At 71.5% G+C, this 22389-nt stretch carries 21 protein-coding genes; 12 read left to right on the top strand and 9 right to left on the bottom strand.

Going from position 1 to position 22389, the window contains the following annotated elements; genetic code table 11:
• Positions 1-63: 63 nt before the first annotated feature.
• From olsF to G408_RS12950, 3 genes are read left to right on the top strand one after another with little or no spacing between them, the layout of a single operon-like run.
• A complete protein-coding gene (gene olsF / locus G408_RS0103315; RefSeq protein WP_028769930.1) occupies positions 64-1830 on the top strand; it encodes a bifunctional ornithine lipid synthase OlsF in 1767 nt (588 codons plus the stop codon).
• Positions 1827-2681 carry a UDP-2,3-diacylglucosamine diphosphatase gene (locus tag G408_RS12955; RefSeq protein ID WP_084628043.1) on the top strand — a complete coding sequence of 285 codons (855 nt, stop codon included), beginning with the start codon at positions 1827-1829 and terminating at the stop codon, positions 2679-2681. The genes olsF and G408_RS12955 overlap by 4 nt, the downstream gene beginning before the upstream one ends.
• A 42-nt stretch (positions 2682-2723) precedes the next feature.
• Positions 2724-3836 carry a metal-dependent hydrolase gene (locus G408_RS12950; protein WP_084628042.1) on the top strand — a complete coding sequence of 371 codons (1113 nt, stop codon included), beginning with the start codon at positions 2724-2726 and terminating at the stop codon, positions 3834-3836.
• Here G408_RS12950 and dusB read toward each other — a convergent pair.
• The 6 genes from dusB to G408_RS0103275 all read right to left on the bottom strand — a co-directional run bounded on the left by dusB (position 3782) and on the right by G408_RS0103275 (position 9689).
• On the bottom strand, positions 3782-4780 hold the full coding sequence (gene dusB / locus G408_RS0103300; RefSeq protein ID WP_028769929.1) for a tRNA dihydrouridine synthase DusB: 999 nt from the start codon (positions 4778-4780) through the stop codon (positions 3782-3784). The two genes, G408_RS12950 and dusB, sit on opposite strands and share 55 nt — an antisense overlap.
• A 6-nt stretch (positions 4781-4786) precedes the next feature.
• Positions 4787-5770: a flagellar motor protein MotB gene (gene motB, locus G408_RS12945; RefSeq protein ID WP_051282563.1), complete on the bottom strand. Its 984-nt coding sequence runs from the start codon at positions 5768-5770 to the stop codon at positions 4787-4789.
• A gap of 24 nt (positions 5771-5794) precedes the next feature.
• Complete coding sequence (gene motA, locus G408_RS0103290) at positions 5795-6658, bottom strand: flagellar motor stator protein MotA (RefSeq protein WP_028769928.1); 864 nt, start codon at positions 6656-6658, stop codon at positions 5795-5797.
• Positions 6659-6723: 65 nt separating this feature from the next.
• The gene (locus G408_RS0103285; RefSeq protein ID WP_028769927.1) at positions 6724-7680 is read right to left on the bottom strand and encodes a ribokinase; all 957 of its coding nucleotides are present in this window, start codon (positions 7678-7680) and stop codon (positions 6724-6726) included.
• 16 nt (positions 7681-7696) lie between these two features.
• Positions 7697-9049: a NupC/NupG family nucleoside CNT transporter gene (locus G408_RS0103280; RefSeq protein ID WP_028769926.1), complete on the bottom strand. Its 1353-nt coding sequence runs from the start codon at positions 9047-9049 to the stop codon at positions 7697-7699.
• Positions 9050-9119: 70 nt separating this feature from the next.
• Positions 9120-9689, bottom strand: a complete 570-nt coding sequence (locus G408_RS0103275; RefSeq protein ID WP_028769925.1) for a TMEM165/GDT1 family protein — start codon at positions 9687-9689, stop codon at positions 9120-9122.
• Between the two features lie 334 nt (positions 9690-10023).
• Here G408_RS0103275 and G408_RS0103270 point away from each other — a divergent pair, with 334 nt between their 5' ends.
• The 4 genes from G408_RS0103270 to G408_RS0103255 all read left to right on the top strand — a co-directional run bounded on the left by G408_RS0103270 (position 10024) and on the right by G408_RS0103255 (position 14690).
• Positions 10024-10995 carry an aldo/keto reductase gene (locus G408_RS0103270; RefSeq protein ID WP_028769924.1) on the top strand — a complete coding sequence of 324 codons (972 nt, stop codon included), beginning with the start codon at positions 10024-10026 and terminating at the stop codon, positions 10993-10995.
• A gap of 150 nt (positions 10996-11145) precedes the next feature.
• Positions 11146-11301, top strand: a complete 156-nt coding sequence (gene hemP / locus G408_RS15000; protein WP_245584257.1) for a hemin uptake protein HemP — start codon at positions 11146-11148, stop codon at positions 11299-11301.
• Between the two features lie 100 nt (positions 11302-11401).
• A complete protein-coding gene (locus G408_RS0103260) occupies positions 11402-13675 on the top strand; it encodes a TonB-dependent hemoglobin/transferrin/lactoferrin family receptor (protein WP_037412064.1) in 2274 nt (757 codons plus the stop codon).
• 61 nt (positions 13676-13736) lie between these two features.
• Complete coding sequence (locus G408_RS0103255) at positions 13737-14690, top strand: DUF6607 family protein (RefSeq protein WP_037412164.1); 954 nt, start codon at positions 13737-13739, stop codon at positions 14688-14690.
• A 7-nt stretch (positions 14691-14697) separates the two neighbouring features.
• Here the strand turns inward: G408_RS0103255 and G408_RS0103250 are convergent, their stop codons facing one another.
• From G408_RS0103250 to G408_RS0103240, 3 genes are read right to left on the bottom strand one after another with little or no spacing between them, the layout of a single operon-like run.
• Positions 14698-15738 carry a PDZ domain-containing protein gene (locus G408_RS0103250; RefSeq protein ID WP_028769920.1) on the bottom strand — a complete coding sequence of 347 codons (1041 nt, stop codon included), beginning with the start codon at positions 15736-15738 and terminating at the stop codon, positions 14698-14700.
• Positions 15739-15768: 30 nt separating this feature from the next.
• Positions 15769-16323 (bottom strand): hypothetical protein, encoded by a 555-nt coding sequence (locus G408_RS0103245; RefSeq protein ID WP_028769919.1) that lies wholly within the window; start codon positions 16321-16323, stop codon positions 15769-15771.
• Positions 16316-16885 carry an RNA polymerase sigma factor gene (locus G408_RS0103240; protein WP_245584248.1) on the bottom strand — a complete coding sequence of 190 codons (570 nt, stop codon included), beginning with the start codon at positions 16883-16885 and terminating at the stop codon, positions 16316-16318. The genes G408_RS0103245 and G408_RS0103240 overlap by 8 nt, the downstream gene beginning before the upstream one ends.
• Before the next feature lie 161 nt (positions 16886-17046).
• On the opposite strand from G408_RS0103240, the gene G408_RS0103235 reads away from it, so the two are divergent.
• The 5 genes from G408_RS0103235 (at position 17047) to gcvT (ending at position 22320) form a co-directional block, all read left to right on the top strand.
• Positions 17047-17952 carry an SPFH domain-containing protein gene (locus G408_RS0103235; protein ID WP_084628053.1) on the top strand — a complete coding sequence of 302 codons (906 nt, stop codon included), beginning with the start codon at positions 17047-17049 and terminating at the stop codon, positions 17950-17952.
• 15 nt (positions 17953-17967) lie between these two features.
• On the top strand, positions 17968-18417 hold the full coding sequence (locus G408_RS0103230; protein ID WP_245584247.1) for an NfeD family protein: 450 nt from the start codon (positions 17968-17970) through the stop codon (positions 18415-18417).
• Positions 18418-18485: 68 nt separating this feature from the next.
• Positions 18486-19550: an extracellular solute-binding protein gene (locus G408_RS0103225; RefSeq protein ID WP_037412062.1), complete on the top strand. Its 1065-nt coding sequence runs from the start codon at positions 18486-18488 to the stop codon at positions 19548-19550.
• 56 nt (positions 19551-19606) lie between these two features.
• Positions 19607-21130 carry an ABC transporter permease gene (locus tag G408_RS12940; RefSeq protein WP_169719201.1) on the top strand — a complete coding sequence of 508 codons (1524 nt, stop codon included), beginning with the start codon at positions 19607-19609 and terminating at the stop codon, positions 21128-21130.
• A 65-nt stretch (positions 21131-21195) separates the two neighbouring features.
• Entirely contained in the window at positions 21196-22320 is a 1125-nt protein-coding gene (gcvT, locus tag G408_RS0103215) for a glycine cleavage system aminomethyltransferase GcvT (protein ID WP_028769914.1), read from the top strand.
• Positions 22321-22389 lie beyond the last annotated feature (69 nt).

The raw sequence follows: 22389 nt of genomic DNA, 5'->3' as shown, positions 1-22389 counted from the left end.
GGCGACATGCCAGCGTCGCGCACCCCGGCCAGCATGCGGCAAACCACCGTGGAGCCCGCAGGGGTGATCCAGCTCGAACAGCGTCTCGCCGAACGCTATCCCCACTGGTTCAGCGGCCGCCGCGCCGCCATTTCGCAGCCACTGTTGAAATCGCTCGGCCGGCTTGCGCGGCTCGATGAGATCAATGCCTGGCTGGGCGAGAACGCCCATCGCAACGGCTTTGATTTCATCGAAGGGGTGCTGGAGCACCTCGGGGTGCGCTATACCGTCGATCACGTGGAGCGCGGGCGCATCCCGCAGGCCGGGCGCCTGCTGATCGTCGCCAACCATCCGCTGGGGGCGCTCGATTCGCTGGCCCTGCTGCACCTCGTGGGCAGCGTGCGCCGCGATGTGCGGATCCTCGCCAACGACCTGCTGCTGGAGTTCGAGGGCCTGCGCGAGCTGCTGCTGCCTTTGCGCATCCTCGGTGGCCGGCCCAGCGGCGAGAGCCTGAAGGCGGTATCCGCGGCGCTGGAGGCGGAGCAGGCGGTGATCGTCTTCCCGGCCGGCGAGGTCTCGCGCCTCACCTGGCGCGGTGTGCAGGACGGCCGCTGGCGCCCGGGCTTCGTGAAGTTCGCCCGCGAGAGCGGAGCGCCGGTGCTGCCGGTACGCATCAAGGCGCGGAACTCCGCCCTGTTCTACGGCCTGTCCTCGCTCTACAAGCCGATGGGCACCGCCCTGCTGCCGCGCGAGATGTTCAAGGCCCGCGGCCTGCGCATCGACATCCGGGTCGGCCTGCCGCGCCTGCTCGAGGCCGGGGGCGGGGCTGCCGGCACGGCACCGGACACGGCAAAGGCCCTGGCTTCCATCCGCCAGGCCCTGGAGGCCATCGGCACCCGCCGCGAGACGGCGCCTCCCGGGCCGATGCCGCTGGCGCACGCGGTGGACCGCGGCCTGCTGCGCGAGGAAGTGATGGCCCTGCGTGAACTCGGCCGTACTCCGGATGGCAAGCAGATCCGGGTGGGGCGGCTGCGCAGCGACAGCCTGCTGCTGCGCGAACTGGGACGCCTGCGCGAGCAGAGCTTCCGCGCCGTGGGCGAGGGCACCGGCCGCCCGCTCGATGTCGATGCCTACGACACCTGGTACGAGCACATCGTGCTCTGGGATGCCGAGGCGCTGGCGATCGCCGGTGCCTACCGGGTCTGCCGCGGGGCCGAGGTACTGGCCACGCGCGGACTCTCCGGCCTCTACACCAGCAGCCTGTTCGAGTTCGGCCCCGAGACCCTGGCGCATGCCGCCGAAGGCATGGAACTCGGGCGCAGCTTCGTCGCCCCGGCCTACTGGGGCTCGCGCAGCCTCGACTACCTCTGGCTCGGCATCGGTGCCTACCTGCGGGCCCACCCCGGGGTGCGCTACCTGTTCGGTCCGGTCTCGATCAGCGCCGAGCTGCCGATCGCCGCCCGCGAGCATCTGGTGGCCTACTACGGCCAGCATTTCGGCGCGCCCGGCGCGCTGGCTGCCGCCGGAACGGCTCCCGCCCGGGCCCGCCACCCCTTCCGCTTCCTCGCCGAGGCCCCCTGCTACACCACGCTCGATGCCGAGCAGAGCTTCCGCCTGCTGCGCGAGAACCTCGAGGCCCTCGGCGCCCGGGTGCCGGTGCTCTACAAGCAGTACACCGAGCTGTGCGAGCCGGGCGGCGCGCGCTTCCTCGCCTTCGGCGTCGATCCGGACTTCGCCAACTGCGTGGATGGGCTGATCGAGGTCGACCTGCACCGGATCAGGCCAAAGAAGTTCCAGCGCTACATCGCCGGCGAGGCCTCTGGCCTGCCCGGCGGGCAGGAGGCCGCATGAGCCGGACGCCCTCGCTCCGCCGCCGCCGCGCCGCCTTCCTCTCCGACGTGCATCTCGGCTCGGCGCACTGCCATGCCGGGGAACTCGCGGCCTTCCTCGCCCGGCTCGAGGTGGAGCGCCTCTACCTCGTGGGCGACATCGTCGATCTTTGGTGGATGTCGGCCAAACGCGCCCGCTGGGGCCAGGCCGAGAACCATGTCGTCGAGGCCCTGCACCGGCTGCGTGCCGCCGGCACCGAGCTGGTCTATGTGCCCGGCAACCACGACCGCGCGGTGCGGCGCTTCTGCGGTCTTGTGCTGCCGCGCATGAGCGTGCGCCGGCGCCTCATCCACACCACCGCCGACGGCCGCCGCCTGCTGGTGGTGCATGGCGACGACTACGACAGCCTCACCCAGTTCGGTGGCTTCCAGGAGCAGCTCGGCGACTGGCTCTACGAGCGCATCCTCACCGGCAACCGCCTGGCCAACGGCCTGCGCCGCCGCCTCGGCCTGCGCTACTGGTCGCTGGCCGATTTCCTGAAGCGCCAGAGCGGGGCCGCCGAGCGCTACATCCAGCGCTTCATCGAGGCGGGGCTCGACGATGCCCGCCGCCGCGGGCTCGACGGCATCGTCTGCGGCCATATCCACCGACCGGCCCTGATGGAGCGCGGGGGGCTCGTCTATGCCAACGATGGCGACTGGGTGGAGAGCCTGACGGCGCTGGTGGAAGAGGCCGACGGCAGCCTCCACCTGCTCGACCACCGCGGCGAAGTGTTGCGCTCGCTCGGCCCGCGGCCGTGCGGGATCGGGGGGCACCGCCCGGTGGCCGCCCCGCCCACGCCTCAGCCCGAGGTCCTGCCCGCCGCCGCCTGACCGCTCACCCGGCGCGCACGCGGCGGCGGCGAGCATTCCATCATGGATTCCGTTTCCCAGGCCGTGCTCGGCGCGGCCGTCTGCGCGGCCTGCGTGCCCGCCCGCCATCGCCGCAAGGCCCTGCTGCTCGGGGCCGCGCTCGGCACCCTGCCGGATCTCGATGTCTTCATCGACTACGGCGATGCGGTGCGCAACATGACCTACCACCGAGGCTTTAGCCACTCGCTGTTCGTGCTGCTGCCTTTCGGGGCCCTGCTGTGGGCCCTGCTGCGCTGGCGGTGGGGAGCGGTGCGTGAAGCGCCCCGTGGCTGGCTCGCCGGCATCCTGCTGGCGCTCGCCACCCATCCACTGCTCGACAGCCTCACCGTCTACGGCACCCAGCTGTTCTGGCCGCTCGCCACGCCGCCGGTGATGGGCGGCAGCGTGTTCATCATCGATCCTCTCTACACCCTGCCGCTGCTGGCGGCGGTATGCATTGGCCTTCTTGCCGGCGAGGCCCGGCATGCCGGCGTGGCGCTGGCGCTGGGCCTCGGGCTGTCCACCGCCTATCTTGGCTGGGGGCTGGCCGCCCAGCAGCGGGTGGATGCGATCGCCGCCGCCTCGCTGGCCGGCACGCCGCAGGCCGATGCGCCCCGGCTCGTCGTGGCCACGCCCTTCAATACCCTGCTCTGGCGGGTGGTGGTGCTCACGCCGGAGGGCTATCTCGAGGGCCAGTACTCGCTGGTGGCCGACCGCGGGCCGGTCCGCTTCGAGGCCCATGCCTTCGAGCGCGGCCTGCTCACCGAAGCAGGGGATGTGTGGGCGGTGCAGCGCCTGCTGTGGTTCTCGCAGGGCTTCTTGCGTGCCGACGAGGTGGAAGGGGAACTGCGTCTTTCCGACCTGCGCATGGGCCAGCACCCGGTGTTCTTCTTCACCCATGCCGTGGCGCGCCGCGAGGCGGCGGGCTGGGCAGAGGTCGAGCCACGGGCCATCCCGCAGCCGCGGGTGCAGGAGGGCCAACTCTTCGCCCTCTGGCAGCGGATCTGGCAGGGCGATCCCGGTCAGGTGGCGTCAGACAGTGCCACGCTGGCGGCCGGGGCGGATGAGGCGCTCAGGGCGGCTCAGGCCGCGGAGGCGAAGGGCGGCACGTCCCCGGCGGCCAGCGCGTCGAAGTAGTCGCGGGTCAGGGCGAGCTGCCGCTCTGCCGTCTCGGCCGTGTTCACCACCGCGCGGAAGGCGGCGTGCTCGGGGCGGCCCCTGGCGTACCAGCCGAGGTGCTTGCGGGCGATGCGCACGCCCTGGGCTTCGCCGTAGAAGGCATGCAGGTGCGCGAGATGGCCGAGCAGGATCTCGCGCACCTCGGCGATCGAGGGCGGCGCAAGATACTCGCCGGTGGCGAGGAAGTGGGCGATCTCGCGGAAGAGCCAGGGCCGGCCCTGGGCCGCGCGGCCCACCATCACCGCATCGGCCCCGGTGGCCTCGAGCACGGCTTTGGCCTTGTCCGGCGAATCGATGTCGCCGTTGGCGATCACCGGGATGCCGATGGCGGCCTTCACCGCGGCGATGGTCTCGTATTCCGCCTCGCCCTCGTAGAAATCGTTGCGGGTGCGGCCGTGGATGGTGAGGGCGGCGATGCCGCTCGCCTCGGCGATGCGGGCGATGGCGAGCGCATTGCGGCTTTCGCGGCACCAGCCGGTGCGGATCTTCAGCGTCACCGGTACATCCACCGCCGCCACCACCGCCTCGAGGATGCGCGCCACCAGCGCCTCGTCGCGCAGCAGGGCGGAGCCGGCGGCGACATTGCAGACCTTCTTCGCCGGGCAGCCCATGTTGATGTCGATGATCTCGGCGCCATGGGCGGCGTTGTAGCGCGCCGCCTCGGCGAGCTGGGCCGGGTCGGTGCCGGCGATCTGCACCGAGACCGGCTCGGGCTCGCCGGCGTGGTCCATGCGCCGCAGCGATTTTGGCGTCTGCCAGAAGCGCGGGTCGCTGGTGGTCATCTCCGAGACGCAGAGCCCGGCCCCCAGCCGCTTGCAGAGCATGCGGAAGGGCTTGTCGGTGACGCCGGCCATGGGGGCCAGCACCACCGCGGGGGCGATGGCATGGGGACCGATGCGCATGGGGGGTCAGCCGGCGGGGGCGGGCAGGCCGGGCGGCGGCTGGGCGGCGCCATCGCCGGTGCCCGGCGCGCCTTCCGGCACCGCGTCGGCCTCGCCTTCTTCGGCGCGGCCCAGCGCCGCATCCTCGGCGGCCTTGTTCATCACGATGATGCTGATGCGGCGGTTGATCGGGTTGGTGGGGTTTTCCTGGTCGAACAGCACCGTCGAGGCGGTGCCCACCACCCGCGCGATCTTGTCCGGCGAGAGTCCGCCGCTGATCAGGGCGCGGCGCGCGGCATTGGCGCGGTCGGCCGAGAGTTCCCAGTTGGTGTAGCCGGTATCGCCGCCGGCGAAGGGGGTGATGTCGGTATGGCCGGTGATGCTGAGCCGGTTCGGCACGCTGCCGAGGTAGGGCGCCAGCTCGTTGAGGATGGCGATGGTGTAGCTCTGCAGGCGGAAGCTGCCGGAATCGAACATCGGCCGGTTCTGCCGGTCGACGATCTGGATGCGCAGGCCCTCGGGCGTGATGTCGAGCAGCAGCTGCTCCTTGAAGGCGCGCAGGGAGGCGCTGTTCTCGATCGCCTCCTTCAGCTCCTGCATCAGCTCCTCGAGCCGGCGCTTCTCGATCTCGCGGGCCTGGGCCTCGATCTCCTCGTCGCTCATCGGCGCGGGCCGGCCATCCTCGCGGCCCTCGGTCTCGCCCTTGGCGGGCTCAGGGGGTTTGGTGGCGTCGAAGATCCGCACCGGAGCATCGCCGGCGCCGCCGGGCCCCATGGCGCCCGGGGCCATGGCCGCCGAGCGGCCTTCGATCACCGAAGGGTTCTTGAAGTAGTTGGCGATGCCCCCCAGCTGTTCTTGCGGCATGGTGGCGGTGAGCCACATCACCATGAAGAAGGCCATCATCGCGGTCACGAAGTCGGCATAGGCCACCTTCCAGGCGCCGCCATGGTGGCCGCCCGCGGTGATCTTCTTCTTGACGACGATGATGGGTTGTTCTTCCTTCCCCGCCATGGCGGCGCTCTCCCGGGCCGGCGCTTACTTCGCGCCTTTCAGCTCGGCTTCGAGGTCCGCGAAGCTCGGGCGGACGTCGGAGAACAGCTGCTTTCGCGCGAACTCGATGGCCACCGGCGGCGGATAGCCGCGCACCGAGGCGATGAGGGCGGTCTTCACCAGCTCGAAGGGCTTGCCGTCCTCCTCGCTGCGCGCCGCCATGGCCGCGGCCACCGGGCCGACGAAGCCATAGCCGAGCAGGATGCCGAGGAAGGTGCCGACCAGGGCCGAGGCCACCTTCTGGCCGATGACCTCCGGCGGCGAGTTGCCCACGTATTCCATCACCTTCACGATGCCGAGCACCGCCGCCACGATGCCGAAGGCCGGCAGGCCGTCGGCCACCACCTGCACCGAATGCGCCGGTGCGTGGGCCTCCTTGTGGTGGGTTTCGAGCTCGGCCTCCAGCACGGCCTCCAGCTCGTGCGGGTTCATGTTGCCGCCGATCATCAGCCGCAGGCAGTCGGTGATGAAGTCGAGCAGGTGGTGGTCGGCCATCACCTTCGGGTACTTCTGGAAGATCGCGCTCGATTCCGGGTTCTCGACGTGCGATTCGATGGCCATCAGGCCTTCCTTGCGGATCTTCATCAAGAGCTCGTAGAGCAGCTTCAGCAGCTCCACGTAGTCGGCCCTGCCGAACTTCGGCCCCTTGAGCAGGCCGAGCGCGCCGCCGATGCTGCCCTTGATGGTCTTCATCGAGTTGGCGGCGACGAAGGCGCCGGCCGCGCCGCCGCCGATGATCATCGCCTCGACCGCCACCGCCTTGACGATGACCATGATGTTGCCGCCGGCAAGGATGAACCCGCCGAAGACGCAGGCGATGACCACCACATATCCGATCAGGACGAACACGCTTCCCTCCGACTCTCCGATCGATGCCGGGCCATGCTAGCCCAAGGCTGCGACACCTGCCGCCTTCACAGCCCGAATCGGTGGCGCAGGTCCGCGCGCCGCGGCATGGCCGAGGCCGCGCCGGCCCGTTCCGTGGACAGGCCGGCCGCGGCGATGGCGAAGGGCAGCAGCGTGGCCACCGGGGCGGACGGCGTTTCCGCCCAGGCGGCGGCCAGCGCGCCATTGAAGGCATCTCCGGCCCCGGTGGTATCGATGGCCCTCACCGCGGCGGCCGGCGCCCGCGTGGCGGGGCCATGACCCAGGGCGCCGGGGGCATGGAAGGCCCCGGCTTCGCCGAGCGTCACCAGCACCCCCGGCACCGGCAGCCGGGCGCAGAGCGCGGCCAGGGCCTCGTCGGGCAGGCCATGCAGGCTGGCGGGATCGACGGCGGTATCGGCGAGTTGGCGCAGCAGCAGGCAGAACTCGGTCTCGTTCGGCGTCAGCAACTCGACGTCTGCAAGCGCGTCTGCCGCGAGGTCGGCGGGCACGGGGGCCGGGTTGAGCACGGTGTGCGCGCCCGCCGCGCGGCCGAGGCGCATGGCGGCGCAGATCGCCGGCAGCGGGGATTCCAGCGGTGCGAGCAACACGGTGGCGCCGGTGAAGGCATCGGCCTGGGCCTCGACATGGGCGATGCTGAGGTGGGCGTTCGCTCCCAGGGCCACCACGATGCTGTTGCGGCCCGCGCCATCCACGAACAAGCCGGCGGTGCCGGTGGCCTGTCCGGACACGCGCTGCCAGCGGGCCTCGATGCCTTCCGTCTGGGCGAGCGCTGTGGCGCTCTCGGCCAGGGCATCCTCGCCCACGGCAGCGATGAAGGTGGTGCGGGCGCCCAGCCGGGCGGCGGCCACGGCCTGGTTGAAACCCTTGCCGCCCGGCCCGCTGCGGAAGGCGGTGCCGGCGCGGGTCTCGCCCGGGGCCGGCAGTTCCGGCACCTCCCAGACGAGATCCTGGTTGTAGCTGCCGACCACGAGGACCCGGCCCATGCCGAAAGCTCCGGGCTCAGACGCGGCTGATCACGCCGGCGATGGTCGCCGTCATCATGGTGGCGAGCGAGCCGCCCAGCACCGCGCGTAGGCCGAAGCGGGCCAGGTCGGCGCGGCGTTCCGGGGCGATGCTGCCGATGCCGCCGAGTTGGATGGCGATCGAGCTGAAGTTGGCAAAGCCGCAGAGCGCGTAGGTGGCGATCAGCACCGAGCTTGGCGAGAGGCTCACACCGTCGACCTTGCCGTTGACGATGTCGGCGAGCGCGCTGTAGGCGATGAACTCGTTCAGTACCACCTTGGTGCCGATCAGGCTGCCCACCGTACTGGCCTCGCTCCAGGGCACGCCAATCACCCAGGCGAGCGGCGCCATCACCCAGCCGAGCAGCATCGACAGGCTCAAGCGGCTCACCGTACAGGCGTTGGCCGGGTCGGCGGCGAAGGCCGCATCGCCGATGCAGCGCGGATCGATGCCGGGATTCATCCGAGCCGTGAGCCCGCTCCAGTCGGCAAGCCCGCCGATGATGCCGTTCAGCAGGGCGATGAGCGCGGTGAAGGCAAGCAGCATGGCGCCCACGTTCAGGGCCAGCTTCAGGCCATCCGAGGCGCCGGCGGCGGCGGCATCGATCACGTTGGTGGCGGTTTTCTCCACCGGCACGGTGGCGGTACCGGCGGTCTGCGGCTGCTCGGTCTCCGGGTAGAGCACCTTGGCCACCAGCAGGGCCGCCGGGGCGGCCATGATCGAGGCGGTGAGCAGGTGCTTGGCGAACAGACGCTGCGATTCCGGGTCCGGGCCGCCCAGCATTTGCACATAGGCGGCCATCACGCCGCCGGCGATGGTGGCCATGCCGCCCACCATCAGGCAGAGCAGTTCGGAGCGGGTCATGCCGGCCACGTAGGGCTTCACCACCAGCGGCGCCTCGGTCTGGCCGATGAAGGCATTGGCGCAGACCGAGAGGGTCTCGGCGCCGGAGACGCGCATCACCTTCATGATCACCCAGGCCATGCCCTTCACGATGGCCTGCATCACCCCGAGGTGATAGAGCACGCTCATGAAGGCGGCGAAGAAGATGATGGTGGGCAGTACCTGGAGGGCGAAGATGAAGCCGAACTTCTGCGGCGTGCCAAGGTCGCCGAAGATCAGGCTGGCGCCGGCCGCGGTGTAGCCGAGCAGGGCGACGAAGCCGGCGGAAATCCAGCCGAACACCCGCTCGCCCCAGGGCGTGGCCAGCACGAAGAGGGCGATGGCGATCTGCAGGGCGAGGCCGGTGGCCACCAGGGTCCAGTCCACCCCACGCCGGTTGCTGGAGAACAGCCAGGCAATGCCGATGAGGACGGAAAGGCCGAACAGGCCGAACAGGATCTGGGACATCGCGCTGACCGGATGAGGGAACCGCGGCAGGGTAGGGGACAGGGGCCGGGCCGGCAATGGCCCGGAGCATTCAGCCGCCCAGGCCCCGCAGCGCCACCCACAGCGCCAGGGCCGCGAACAGGGCGGCGGCGGCATAGCGCGCGGCCTTCAGCGGCAGGCGGTCGGCGTAGCGGTGGCCGAGCAGTACCACCGGGCCGTTGGCCAGCAGCATGCCGAGACTGGTGCCGGCCACCACCTGCCAGAGCGGCTCGTACTTGGCCGCCAGCACCACGGTGGCGATCTGCGTCTTGTCGCCGATCTCGACCACGAAGAAGGCAAGCGTCGTGGCCAGGAACGCACCGAAGCGCGAGGGCTTCGGCGCCTCGTCCTCGTCCAGCTTGTCCGGCACCAGGGTCCACAGGGCGACGGCGGCGAAGCAGGCCACCACCGCCCACTTCAGTACTCCTGGCGAGACCAGCGAGGCGAGCCAGGCGCCGGCCCAACCGGCCACGGCATGGTTGGCCACGGTGGCTACGGCGATGCCGAGCACGATGGCCCAGGGCTGGCGGTAGCGGGCGGCGAGGAAGAGCGCCAGCAGCATGGTCTTGTCGCCGATCTCGGCGATGGCCACGGCGGCGGTGGAAACGAGGAGGGCGTCCATCGGGGTTCCTTTCAGCGACCGGGCGGCAGGGCAGACGGCGAAGACCACGCCGGCGGCCCGGTCGGGAGCGCCAGCGGGGTCTCCGGTCTTGCCCGCCGAACGTCCGGCAGGGCCGGTGCGGTCGGGTCGCGCGCCATGGCCGGTGCAGGCCAAGCATGTTGACGCGCGGTGCCAGCAGGCTGGCAGGGCTACTCCCCGAAGGGCGGCGCATCCTAGCGCAGCCCCGCGGCGGGAGGAAGGGCGGGCCGCCCTGCATGGCGCCATGCCTGCCGGCGCGCTCACGGCGCCATGGCTATGCTCGCGCTCCCCTTCCCCGACGCGCAGGCGCTCCGCAATGCTCTACCGCCCTCTCGGCCGCACTGGCCTTCCCGTCTCCGTCCTCGGCTTCGGCGCCTGGGTCACCTTCGGCAACACCCTGGGACGCGGCGAGGCGCGAGCCCTGCTGACGCGGGCCTTCGATGCCGGGATCAACCTGTTCGACAACGCCGAGGTCTATGCCAAGGGCGAAGCCGAGCGGATCATGGGCGACGTGCTCGCTGACATGCGCTTCCCGCGCGATGCCTACGCGGTGACCAGCAAGGTGTTCTTCGGCTCGGCCAAGGAACCGCGGCCGATGCAGCGCGGGCTCTCGCGCAAGCACGTGCGCGATGCCTGCGACGGGGCGCTGAAGCGCCTGCGGGTGGACTACCTCGATCTTTATTTCTGCCACCGCCCCGACCCGGAGGTGCCGGTGGCCGAGACGGTCTGGGCCATGCATCAGCTGGTGCAGGCCGGCAAGGTCCTCTACTGGGGCACCTCGGAATGGCCGGTCGAGGCCATCGCGGAGGCCGCGCGCATCGCCCGCGAACACCATCTGGTGGGACCGAGCATGGAGCAGCCGCAGTACAACCTGCTGCATCGCGATCGGGTGGAGCGCGAGTACGCCCCGCTCTACGAAAGCCAGGGTCTCGGCACCACCGTCTGGTCGCCGCTGGCCTCCGGCCTGCTCACCGGCAAGTATTCGGGCGGCGTACCGGAGGGGTCGCGCCTGCGCACGCCGGGCTACGAATGGCTGCAGGAGCGGGTGCAGGGCGAGGAAGGCCGGGCGCTGCTCGCCCGCATCGACCGCTACGTGGCCGTGGCCCGTGAGGCCGGCATGGACCCGGCGGCGCTGGCCATCGCCTGGTGCCTGCGCAACCCGGCCGTCTCCTGCGTGTTGCTGGGCGCGACCCGCATCGAGCAGCTGGAGGCCAACCTCGGGGCGCTCGAACTGCTGCCGAAGCTCGACGAGGCGCTGCTGGCACGGATCGACGCGGCCCTGGCCTGAACCGAGGCCTGGCCATGCCGGGGCGGGCAGAGGGGGGTTGACTAGCAAATGCGAATCAGTAGCATTTGCGTCGTGGCCATTCCCCCAGCCCACAGGAGAAGTGCGATGCCCGTCGTTCAGGTCCCTCCGTTGCCCCCCAGCCCCGCCCGTCTGCTGTCCGGCCCCCTGCCCACCTTCGCCTCCACGGCGCCGGTGGTCGACAGCCGCCAGTTGCTGCGTGGCGCCCGCGAGATCGAGATCGTCCACGGTGACAAGGTCTACCGCCTGCGCCACACGCGGAACGACAAGCTGATCCTCGTGAAGTAATCCCCCTACGCCATTCTCCAACGGCCCGGTTGCCCGCCGCGGCATCACGCCGCATGCCAGCTCCGCCGGACTCGCTTTTTCCTTCGTTCCGGAGTTGTCCATGCGTCTTCGCTGCCTACCGGCGGCGGTGGGCCTCGCGCTCGCCGCCGCCGCGTTTTCCCTCCCCGTTTCTTCGGTTTCCGCTGCGGCTCCTCCTTCGGAGGCGGGCGATGGCCCGGCCGCGTCCTCGGGCGAGGCCACCGTGTTGGATGCGGTGATCGTCGTCGCCACCCGTGGCGAGGAGCGGCTCGATGCGGCACCGGCCAGCGTCACCGTGGTGCCGCGCGCCGAGATCGAACGGATCCAGGCGCAGGATCTGCGCGAGCTGTTCCGCTACGAGCCCTCGGTGACGGTGGGCGGCAGCGCCGGCCGCTTCGGGCTCGGCGACCTGCGCATCCGCGGCCTCGGCGGCAACCGCGTGCAGGTGCAGGTGGACGGTGTAGACGTGGCCGATGCTTTCAGCATTGGCAGCTTCGCCGATGCCGACCGCGACGCGGTGGATGTGTCCATCCTCAAGCAGGTAGAGGTGCTGCGCGGCCCGGCCAGCGCGCTCTACGGCTCCGATGCCCTGGGCGGCACGGTGCGCTTCGTCACCCTCGACCCCGAGGACCTGCTGCAGGGCGAGGCCTTCCGCGCCCGTGTCCGGGCCGGCGTGTCCGGGGTGGACACCAGCCGGCGCCTCGGTCTCAGTCTGGCCGGGGCGCCCGGTGGCGTTTCCTGGATGGTGCATGCCCAGGCTCGCGATGGGAACGAGACGCGCAGCGCCGGAAAAGACGATAGCGAGGATGCCCGCCGCACCGCCGCCAATCCGTCCGATCAGCGCCAGCATGCCCTGCTGGCGAAAGGCGTATTCGAGCCCGCAGACGGGCATCGCCTCCGGCTCACCCTCGATGCCTCCGAGACCCGGGCCAGAACGGAGGTGCTGAGCGCCCGCGGCGAGAGCCTGGTATTCGGCCAGCGCATCCGCGTGCAGGGTCTGGCCGCCGACGATCGCAAGACCCGGGCCCGGCTGTCCTTCGATGGCCGGCACGAACTCGGCAGCGGCCTTGCCGAGGTAGTGCGCTGGAGCCTGCACCGCCAGGACAGCGAGACCGTGCAGCGCACCGACGAGCGCCGGGCCACCGTGCTCGCGGGCGCCGCGGTGAACCCGGTGCGCCGCGAGCGCCAGTTCGATTTCTTCCAGCGCGAGCAGGGCCTCGAGCTCACGGCCGAGACCCGCCTCGGCGGCCACGCCCTGCGCTATGGCCTGCAGCACACCGAGACCGACATCCGCCAGAAGCGCGACGGCCGCGCCACCAATCTCACCACGGGCACGTCGAGCAACGTGATCTTCCCCGATGTCTTCCCGGTGCGGGACTTTCCCCTGAGCCGCACCCGCGAGACCGGCCTCTTCGCCCAGCTCGACCTCGACCTGCTCGATGGCCGCCTGCGGCTGGTGCCGGCCCTGCGCCATGACTGCTACCGCCTCTCGCCCTCGCTCGACCCGATCTTCGCCGGGGACAATCCGGGCTTCATCCCCACCGGCCTGCGCGCCAGCCGCACCAGCCCCAAGCTCGGGCTCACCTGGCGCCTGGGCGAGACGCTCTCGCTGTTCGCCAATGCCGCCAGCGGCTTTCGCGCACCGCCCTACGACGATGCCAACCTCGGTTTCACCAACGTGGCCTCGGGCTATGTGGCCCTGCCGAACCCCGATCTGAAGCCGGAGACCAGCCGCGGCCTCGATCTTGGCCTGCGTGGCGATACCGGGGCCCTGCAATGGACGCTCGGCCTGCATGCCAGCCGCTACCGCGACTTCATCGAATCGCGGGCCGCCGTGGGCATCGATCCGCTCACCGGCCTCCTGCAGTTCCAGTCGGTGAACCGCTCCCGGGTCGAGACCTGGGGCGCCGAGGCCAGTGCCCGCCTCGCCCTCGATGGCATCGGCTGGGAAGGCGGCTACCTGCGTTTCGCCGGCAGCCGCAGCCGCGGCATCGACCGCACCGACGATGCCTGGCTGGCCTCGATCGACCCGCTGCGCGGCAGCCTGGGGCTCGGCTGGCGTGGCGATACCGCCGGGGTGGAACTGGCGGCCACCGGCGTGGCCCGACGCCGCGACCTCACGCTGGCGCCGGGCGAGGCAGTTCCGTTCGTCGCCCCCGGCCACGCCCTGTTCGACCTGCTGGCCGATCTCGAGCTCGGGCCGCGCTGGCGGCTGGAAGCGGCGGTATTCAACCTCGCCGACCGCAAGGTCTGGGACCCCAGCGACACCGCCGGCGTCCCCGCCAGCTCCACGGTGCTCGACCGCTACACCCGCCCCGGGCGCCATGCCCGGATCACCCTCACCGCCGCGTTCTGAGCAGGCGGCCACGTCCCTCGGCCGGCCTTGCGCCCGGCCTCATCCGCCCATGGAGTACCCCATGCGATCCACTTCCGTCCGCCTTCTTCCGATCCTCCTCTCCGCCGCCCTCGGCACTGGCCAGGTCATGGCCGCCCTGCCGCCGCCCGAGGACCGTGCCGCCATCCTCGCCATGCAGGGCGAGTACGCGGTGCGTTTCCATTTCCAGGAGACCGTGCCGCTGTCGCCGGGCTATGAGGCGCGGCAGGCGAAGGACAGCGGCGCGCGCGAAGTGGTGATCCTGGTCGAGGACTCGCCAACCAAGATCGTGCTGCAGCACCTGCTGGTCTCGCCCAAGGGCCATGTGACCAAGCACTGGCGGCAGGACTGGGTGTACGAGGCGCCGGAGCGCTTCGAATTCGTGGCCGAGCAGACCTGGCGCCTGCGCCCGCTGGCGCCGGAGGAGACGGCGGGGAAGTGGACGCAGTGCGTCTACGAGGTCTCGGATGCGCCGCGCTACTGCGGCACGGGGGCCTGGAACCACAAGTATGGCAATCCCACCTGGACCTCCGACCGCAGCTGGCGGCCCCTGCCGCGCCGCGAATACACGGTGCGCTCCGACTACAACGCCCTCAACGCGGAGAACCGCCATACCATCACGCCCTTCGGCTGGACCCACGAGCAGGACAACACCAAGGTGCGGCGCGAGGGCGAGCGCACCGTCGGCACTCTCACCCGCGAGTTCGGCTTCAACGACTACCGGCGCACCACGGCCACCGATTTCGGCCCGGCCTACCGCTACTGGCAGGCCACGGCGCCGTTCTGGGCCGAGGTGCGGGCGCGCTGGCAGGCAGCCCTGGCCTCGGGTGGCTTGGTGCTGGACACGCCGGTGGACGGCATGCCGGTGATCGAGGCCCTGTTCGAACTGGCGGCGAAGCGCGAGAACGGCGACGCCGTCGAGGCAGGGGCCATCGACGGCGTCTTCGCGCGGCATGTGCGGCCGCTGGCGGCGGCCGAGGCCACCGCCCAGCGCTGACTCTCCTTCAGACCGTGAGGCCGGCCCCGGCAGGCGGGGCCGGCGGTGCGGGCGGGGCCGGCGGTGCGGGCGGGGCCGGAGGCGGCGGGGGCAGGAAGTCGAGCGGCCGGCCTTCGGGCACGGTGATGCGCACGGCCTGCTGGCGCTTGTCGCGCAGCACTTCGAGCGCCAGGGTCTCGCCGGCGGCCTTGCCGCCCAGCGCGCGCATCACGTCGCGGGGGGAATCGACCGCCCGGCCTTCCACCGCGGTGATCACGTCGCCCGACTTCAGGCCGGGCAGGGCGTCGCTGGCCTTGATCAGCAGCACGCCGCGCTCGGTGCCGAAGTAGCGGCCAAGGTCGCCGTCGAGGCTGGCGAGATTGAGGCCGCGGAAGCGGAAGGCCTGGCGGATCGCGTCGCGGTCGCAGTCGCGCTCGCCCTCGAGGCAGGTCAGCACCGCGAGGCGGCCGGGGCGGCCGGCCCGGCCGCCCGGCCCCTGCGTCTCGGTGAGGATCTCGATGCGGCGCAAGCGTTCGCCCGGCCCGCCGAGGCGGTGGATGCCGGCCATCCGGCCGATCTCGTCGGCCACCACCACGGCGCTGGCCGAACGGCCTTCGCGCAGGTAGCCGATGTTCACCGCCTGGCCCTTCTGCACGCCGCGCAGGGCTTCCACCAGCTCGCGGCCATTCGCCACGTTCCGGCCCTGGGCGCTGCGGATGAGGTCGCCTGAACGCAGGCCGGCCTTTTCCGCCGGGCTGCCGGGGCTCACGGCGGCCACCAGCACGCCGCCGTCGCGGGCCTCGCCGAGCACCACGCCGAGGCCGATGCGGGCCTCGCGGCCGGCCCGGCGCAGTTCACGCGGCGAGAGCCCGAGCTCGCGGGCCAGTTCGGCCTGCTGCCGGGCCAGCACCGCCATCTCGCGTTGCAGGCGGGCGAGTTCGGCGCGTTTGGCTTCCACCGAGCTGGCGCTGGCGGGCGGGGGCGGGGCAGGGCCCTGGGCGGCGGCGGGCAGTGCCAGGGCCAGGGCCAGGGCGGAGACGAGCAGGGATCGCAGGGGCAGGGGATTCATGGCAGGGACTCCAGAGGTCTTGGGGGGGGGTCAGTAGAGGCTCACGAGGGCGGTGTCGAAGGGGCCGCCAGCCTCGGCGCTACGGCGGCGGGCAAGTTCGAGCTCGGCGTATTCGGCGAGCAGTTCGACGCGCTGGCGCCAGAGCGCGTCCACGGCCGGCCCGGACGGGCTCTCGGCCAGTTCGGCATCGATCTCGGCGATCGCGTCCTCCAGGGCGAGGCCGAGCAGCAGGGTCTCTGCCGGCTGCAGCGGGTCTTCCCCGGCGGCGGCGATCAGGCGCTCCAGGCGGGCCGATTCGGCCATCAGCCGTGGCAGCCCGGTATCGGCGGCGAGGGCCGCCTTGCTGCCGCCAGCGGCAGTGCCGGGCGGCGTGCCGGGCACCGGCAGCAGCAGGGCGAGGGCGAGCGCCGCCGCGGTGGCCAGTGAATGCGGCAGGTAGCGTTGCCAGCGGGCGGCCGGCGGCGGCAGGCCCTTTGCCAGCGCCGGCCAGGCGCTGCGCGGCGGACTGACGAGCGGCAGGGCGCGCAGGGCCTCGCCGATCGGCACGGCATCGCGCGGGGGCAGGGGGTGGCCGAGGTCAGGCATGGGTGGCCTCCTTGAGGTCGAGCAGGGCGCGGAGCCGGCGGGTGCCGCGCGCCAGCTGGGATTTGGAGAAGCTCGGCGTGCCGCCGAGCAGGGCCGCGATTTCCTCGTGGGTGTAGCCCTCGACGTGGTGCAGCCAGAGCACCGCGCGGGTGCGCTCCGGCAGCTGCGCCAGGGCCTCGGCCAGCCGCGCGGCGTCGGCGGCCATGGGCGGCAGCAGGCCCTCGTGCGCCAGCAGGTCGGGCTCGAAGGCCTCGGCCTCGAAGGGTTCCTCGCGGCCGCGGCTGCGCAGCCGCATCAGGCACTCGTTCACCGCCACCTGCCGCAGCCAGCCCCAGAACGGCGCTTCGCCGCGGAAGCCATGCAGCTTCTGGAACACCTTCATCAGGGTGTCCTGCAGCACGTCCATGGCGGCGTCCGGATCGCCGAGCATGCGCAGGGCCAGCGAGTACACCGGGCGCTCGAACCAGCGGTAGAGCTGTTCGCAGGCGGCATGCTCGCCGCGCCGCGCCCGGTCGAGCAGGGCGGCGGGCACGTCGATGGCGAAGGCGGAAGGTCGGTTCACGTCCCAGAGGATGCGCCTGGGAGGCATAGCGTCGCAGCGCCCTGCCGGCTGCGGTTCAGCATGCCTATACTCGCGGCGGTCCCCCGCAGTCCGAAAGGAGCCGCCCCGTGAGCATCCTGATCGCCATCATCGTCCTTGGCGGCATCGTCTTCCTGTTCAAGATGGTGCGCGTCGTGCCCCAGGGCTACGAATGGACGGTGGAACGTTTCGGCAAGTACACCCACACCATGGAGCCGGGCCTGCACTTCCTGTTCCCGATCGTCCAGGGGGTGGGGCGCAAGATCAACATGATGGAGCAGGTGCTCGACATCCCCAGCCAGGACGTCATCACCAAGGACAACGCCGTGGTGAAGGTGGACGGCGTGGTGTTCTTCCAGGTGCTGGACGCCGCCAAGGCCGCCTACGAGGTCTCCGACCTCGAGCAGGCGGTGATCGCGCTGGTGATGACCAACATCCGCACCGCCATCGGCTCGATGGACCTCGATGAATCGCTGTCCAAGCGCGACGAGATCAATGCCAAGCTGCTCGGCGTCATCGATACCGCCACCAATGCCTGGGGCATCAAGGTCAACCGCATCGAGCTCAAGGACATCCAGCCGCCGCAGAACCTGATCGACTCCATGGCCCGGCAGATGAAGGCCGAGCGCGAGAAGCGCGCCAACATCCTCGAGGCCGAGGGCCTGCGGGCGGCCGAGATCCTGCGCGCCGAGGGCGAGAAGCAGGCGGCGGTGCTGGCGGCCCAGGGCAAGAAGGAGGCCGCCTTCCTCGAGGCCGAGGCCCGCGAGCGCCTCGCCGAGGCCGAGGCCAACGCCACCCGCATGGTGTCCGAGGCGATCGCCAAGGGCGATGTGCAGGCCATCAACTACTTCGTGGCCCAGAAGTACGTGGAAGCCTTCCGCGACCTTGCCCACTCGCAGAACAGCAAGTTCGTGATGATGCCGATGGAGACCAGCGGCCTCATCTCCTCGATCGCCGGCATCGCCGAGCTGGCGCGGGAGGGGCTTTCCAGCCCGCAGTCCCGCGCTGCCGGCGCCCGCACGCCGCCCGCCGTGCCGGGCCAGCGCTGAGCGCCGGGGGCGGCCGTGGGCGACCTGTTCGACTTCCGTCCGGTGGTGATCTTCTGGGCCTGCCTGGCGCTGGGCCTGATCGCGCTGGAGACCCTGGTGCCCGGAGCCGCCCTGATCTGGCTCGGGCTGGCCGCCGGGGCGATGCTGCTGCTGGTGGTGTTCGTGCCCGACCTGCCGGTGTTCTGGCAGGCCGTGCTGTTCGTGCTGCTCAGTTTCGCCATCGTCTACGTGTACTGGCGCCGCCTGCGCCGTACCGGCATCGCCACCACCCAGCCGTTGCTCAACCGCCGTGCCGCCCAGCTCGTGGGCCAGGTGCACGTACTGGAACGGGCGATCGAGAATGGCCGGGGCCGCATCCGCATCGGCGATGCCTTCTGGCAGGTGGAGGGCCCCGATCTTCCCGAAGGAACGCGGGTGCGCATCGTCGGCGTGGTCTCGACGGTGCTGCAGGTGGAGCCGGCATGAGCGGGCGGGCTGGCATTCTTGTTGAGAACGCTTATCATTGGCGGCCAATCCCCTCGTTCCTGAAAGCCATGACTGCCGTCCTTTCCCTTCCGCGCCGTCTTCCGCTCGCCGCCGCCCTGTTCGCCCTGCTCGGCCTTGCCGCCTGCAGCGGCGAGCGCGCGTCCGAATCCGATGCCGGGGCGCCGGCCGCCGCCGCGCCCGAGCGTCTCGTCATCTACACCGAGCGCAAGCCCAACCTGCTCGATCCGGTGCTGGCCGCCTTCACCGCCGAGACCGGCATCGCCGTCGAGACCCGCACCGACAGCGCCGACGCCCTGATCGAACGCCTGGTGGCGGAAGGCGCCGGCACTCCGGCCGATGTCCTCATCACCGTCGATGCCGGCAACCTCTGGCAGGCCGCCGAGCGCGGCCTGTTCGCCCCGATCGTCTCGCCGGTGCTGGAGGCCAATGTGCCGGCCAACCTGCGCGATGCCGAGGGCCGCTGGTTCGGGCTCTCCGAGCGTGCCCGCACCATCATGTATGCGGAAGGCCGCGTCGATCCTGCCACGCTCTCCACCTACGAGGCCCTGGCCGAGCCGCAGTGGAAGGGCAAGCTCTGCCTGCGCTCGGCCTCCAAGGTCTACAACCAGAGCCTGGTGGCGATGATGGTCGAGCGCCTCGGCCCGGACCGCACCCTCGAGGTGCTGCGCGGCTGGGTGGCCAACCTCGCCACCGCGCCCTTCGCCGACGACACCCTGCTGCTCCAGGCCATCGCCGCCGGGCAGTGCGAGGTGGGTATTGCCAACACCTACTACCTTGGTCGCCTGGAGAAGGAGAACCCCGATTTCCCGGTGGCGCCTTTCTGGCCGAACCAGGCCGATGCCGGGGTGCACGTCAACATTTCCGGCGCCGGGGTGCTGGCGGCCAGCCAGCGTAAGGACACCGCGAAGCGCTTCCTCGAGTGGATGTCCGGCGACACGGCGCAGACCCTGCTCGCCGGCCTGAACTTCGAGTACCCGGTGAAGCCCGGCCTCGAGGTCGATCCCATCGTCCGCGGCTGGGGCGAGTTCAAGGCCGACCCGGGGGACATCGCGGTGGCCGGCCGCCGCCAGGCCGAAGCGGTGATGCTGATGGACCGGGCGGGGTGGCGCTGAGTCCTTCGCCTGCCCCCTCCTGGCTCGCGCGCGGCGCCGTCCTCGGCGCCGCGTTCGTGTTGTGCGCCCCGCTGCTGTTCCTTGCCGCGGTTCCGGGCGAGGTGCCGGAAGGCCTGTGGGCGCATCTGCGCGAGGTGCTGCTGCCGCGGGCCCTCGTCCAGACCCTGCTGCTGCTGGTGGGCGTGGGCGCCAGCACCCTCGTCCTCGGCATCGGCCTCGCCTGGCTGGTGGTGCGCCACGAGTTTCCCGGCCGCCGCGTCTTCGAGTGGGCGCTGGCCCTGCCGCTCGCCTTTCCGGCCTATGTGCTGGCCTATGTCTATGTCGCCGGCTTCGCCTACTCCGGAGCGCTGGCCACCGCCTGGCGCGGGCTCGGCCTGCCGGCGGCGTGGTTTCCGGAGATCCGCAGCCTCGGCGGCGCGGTGCTGGTGCTCGGCCTCGCCTTCTTTCCTTATGTGTATCTGATGATGCGGGCCATGCTGCTGCGCCAGGGCAGCGCGGCCTTCGATGCCGCCCGTCTGCTCGGCGCCAGCCCCGCCCGCGCCTTCCTGCGCGTGGTGCTGCCGGCCACCCGCGCGGCCTGGCTTGGCGGCCTCGGCCTCGTCCTGCTCGAGACCCTGGCCGATTTCGGGGCGGTACGCCTGCTTGGCCTCACCACGCTCACCCCCCTGGTGATCCAGAGCTGGACGGCGCTGAAGTCGCTGGCGCTGGCCGCCCAGCTCGCCCTGCTGGTGCTGCTCGGCGTGATGGTGGTGCTCGCCCTCGGGCACTGGCTGCGGGGGCGCGAGGGCATCGCTGGCCCGGAGCTGCGCGCGCCACGCCGGCAAGCGCTGGGGCCGGCGGCGGGCGCGCTGGCCGCCCTGGCCTGCGGCCTCGTGCTGCTGCTCGGCGTGCTCTGGCCGATCGGGCAGCTGCTTGCCTGGATGCCGCCGGGCGTCCTCGATGCCCTACCCTGGGCGGCGATGCGCGGCACGCTTGCCATCGCCGGGCTCGCCGCGCTGGTGGCCGTGGCGCTCGGCCTGCTGCTCTCGGCCCTGCGCCGGCGGCATCCGCAGGACCGCTGGATCGCCGTGGGGCATTTCGCCGCCGGCCTCGGCTATGCCGTGCCGGGGGCGGTGATGGCGGTGGCGGTGTTCTGGTGCCTGCTCGCCATCGAGCGGCTGCTGGGGCCTGCCGCGTCCGGGCTCGGCCTCTCCACCGGCCTGTTCGCCCTGGTCGCCGCGCTGGTGATGCGCTTCCAGCGTGTCGGGCTCTCGGCCACCAATGCGGCACTCGCCACCCTGCGCCCCAGCCTGATGCAGGGCGCTGCCACCCTCGGCCATGGCCGGCTCTCGCGCTGGTGGCGGGTGGGCCTGCCGGTGCTGCGCCCGGGTCTGCTCACCGCCCTGCTGCTGGTCTTCGTCGAGGCGATGAAGGAACTGCCCGCCACCCTCATGCTGCGGCCCTTCGGCTGGGACACGCTGGCGGTGGGGGTGTACAACGCCACTGCTGAAGGACTCTGGGCGCAGGCCGCCCTGCCGGCCCTGCTGCTGGTGCTCGTGGGCCTCGTGCCGGTGCTGCTGCTGTTCCGCGGCGGACGCTAGGGCCGGCGCGGGCGCCGCGGCATCTGCGATACTTGGTTCCATCCGAAACCACCGCAGGGCGCGCGATGCCGAAGTCCACCATCCTCAATGCCACCCACCGCGCCCGCGGGGCGCGCATGGTCGACTTCGGCGGCTGGGACATGCCGCTCAACTACGGCTCGCAGATCGACGAGCACCATCGGGTGCGCCGCGATGCCGGCATGTTCGATGTCTCGCACATGACCGTGGTCGACCTGCGTGGCGCAGAGGCGCGGCCCTTCCTGCGCCGGCTCATCGCCAATTCGGTGGACAAGCTGAAGCTGCCCGGCAAGGCCCTGTATGCCTGCATGCTCACCCCCGAAGGCGGCGTCATCGACGACCTGATCGTCTATTTCATGGCCGAGGACTGGTTCCGCGTGGTGGTGAATGCCGCTACCCGCGACAAGGACCTGCCCTGGATCGAATCGCAGGCCGCACCCTTCGGTGTGGCCGTGCAGGAGCGCCCGGAGCTCTCGATGATCGCGGTGCAGGGCCCGAACGCCCGCGCCAAGTTCGCCTCCCTGCTCTCGGCCGAGGCCGCCGCCACGGTGCTGGCCCTCGGGCGCTTCGCCGCCGCCGAGGTGCCGGGCGCGCAGGTGGCGGGCGCCACCCTCTCCGGTCCGCTGTTCGTCGCCCGCACCGGCTACACCGGCGAGGACGGCTTCGAGGTGATCGTGCCCGAGGGCGATGCCGTCGCCCTGTGGGAGGCGCTGGAGCAGGCCGGCGTCGGCCCGGCCGGGCTCGGCGCCCGCGACACCCTGCGCCTCGAAGCTGGCATGGCGCTCTACGGCCAGGACATGGATGAGACGGTGAGTCCGCTGGAAGCTGGCCTCGCCTGGACGGTGGCTTTCGACGAGGGCCGCGACTTCATCGGCCGCGCGGCGCTGGAGGCGCAGAAGGCGGCCGGCGTGCCGCGCCAGACCATCGGTCTTGTGATGGACGAGAAGGGCGTGCTGCGCCATGGCCAGCCGGTGCACACCGCCAGCGGCACCGGCGAGATCCTCTCCGGCACCTTCTCGCCCACCCTCGGGCGCTCGATCGCGCTGGCCCGGGTGCCGGGCGGCGAGCTGGGCGCCGTCGAGGTCGATATCCGCGGCAGGCGCCTCCCGGTGCGTGTCGTGAAATATCCTTTCGTCCGCGAGGGCCAGGCCCAGCCCGGCGTGCTGGGCTGAGGCCCGGACCGATCCTTCCACCCGCGTTCCTTTCTTCCCCTTGCCCGCGGCGGAGGCCCCGCCGCACCG

It is taken from the genome of Silanimonas lenta DSM 16282, from assembly GCF_000429065.1.
GTDB lineage: Bacteria > Pseudomonadota > Gammaproteobacteria > Xanthomonadales > Xanthomonadaceae > Silanimonas > Silanimonas lenta.
The sequence above is the reverse complement of the archived record's forward strand: the minus strand, read 5'-3'. Positions and strand labels throughout refer to the sequence as shown.